The sequence below is a fragment of the Amycolatopsis circi genome, assembly GCF_003385235.1.
In the GTDB taxonomy this organism is placed as follows: domain Bacteria; phylum Actinomycetota; class Actinomycetes; order Mycobacteriales; family Pseudonocardiaceae; genus Amycolatopsis; species Amycolatopsis circi.
This window is the reverse complement of sequence record NZ_PQIA01000299.1, coordinates 1-1,180: the sequence shown is the minus strand read 5'-3', so window position 1 is coordinate 1,180 and position 1,180 is coordinate 1. Positions and strand designations below refer to the sequence as shown.

General features: G+C 71.2%; 1 pseudogene. It reads left to right on the top strand.

Annotation, left to right across the window (positions count from 1 at the left end):
* A pseudogene (locus tag D0D37_RS46365) lies at positions 1-1,180 on the top strand (NB-ARC domain-containing protein); the annotation flags it as partial.

Genomic DNA, 1,180 nt, shown 5'->3' with positions numbered 1-1,180 from the left:
ATCCCCCGACCCGGCCTCCAGTCCCCCGACAGCTGCCGTGTCCGCCCCGGCTGTTCACGGGCCGCACCGTCGAACTCGTCCAACTGGACCGCCACCTGGACTTGGCGGGCACCGTGGCGATCGGCGGCACCGGCGGGATCGGCAAGACCTGGCTGGCGCTGCACTGGGCACACCAGCGGCTGAGCCGGTTTCCCGACGGGCAACTGCACGTCGACCTGCACGGTTTCGATCCCACCGGGCAACCCACGTCCGCGGCTGAGGCGATCCGCGGATTCCTGGACGCCCTCGGCGTCGCCCCTTCCGCGATCCCCGTCGACCTCGAAGCCCAGATCGGGTTGTACCGCAGCCTGCTCGCCGGAAAACGGATGCTGCTGGTGCTGGACAACGCCCGCGACATCGAGCAGGTCACGCCCCTGCTGCCGGGCACTCCCACCTGCACGGTCCTGATCACCAGCCGCCGCCATCTGGTCGGCCTCGCTGCACTGTACGGCGTGCAGCTGCTCAACCTGGACGTCCTCCCCGACTCCGACGCCCGGGAACTGCTCACCGGACACCTCGGCCCGGACCGGCTGGCCACCGAACCGGGCACGGTCGCCGACCTGCTCACGATGTGCGCGGGATTGCCGCTGGCCGTGCGGATCGTGGCTGCCCGCGCGCAACACCACCCGACGTTCCCACTGGCAGTACTGGCCGAGGAACTGCGCGACGCCTCCGCCCGACTGGACGGCTTGGATGCCGGTGGCCTGCGCGTGAACCTGCGAGCAGTGCTGTCCTGGTCAGTCCGCGCCCTCAGCCCGCAGGCGACGCGGCTGTTCGGCTTGCTGGGCATCGCCCCGGGACCGGACATCAGCCTGGCCGCCGCCGAGGCGTTGGCAGCAACCCCGGCCGCCCAGCTGCGAACGGTGTTGCGGGAACTGGAGATCGCTTCCCTGGTACAGCAACACGTTCCGCGCCGATACCGGATGCACGACCTGATCCGGCTCTATGCCAGCGACACCCTCACCGAAGACGCCCGCGACGCCGCGCTGCGACGGATCCTGCACTTCTACACGCACACCGCCCACGCCGCCGACCGGCTCCTGAACCCGCGCCAAGGCTCGATCCCGCTCGACCCGCCCGCGCCGGACGCCCTCCCCCACCCGCTCCCCGACGCACTGGCGGCGCTGGCCTGGTACCACAC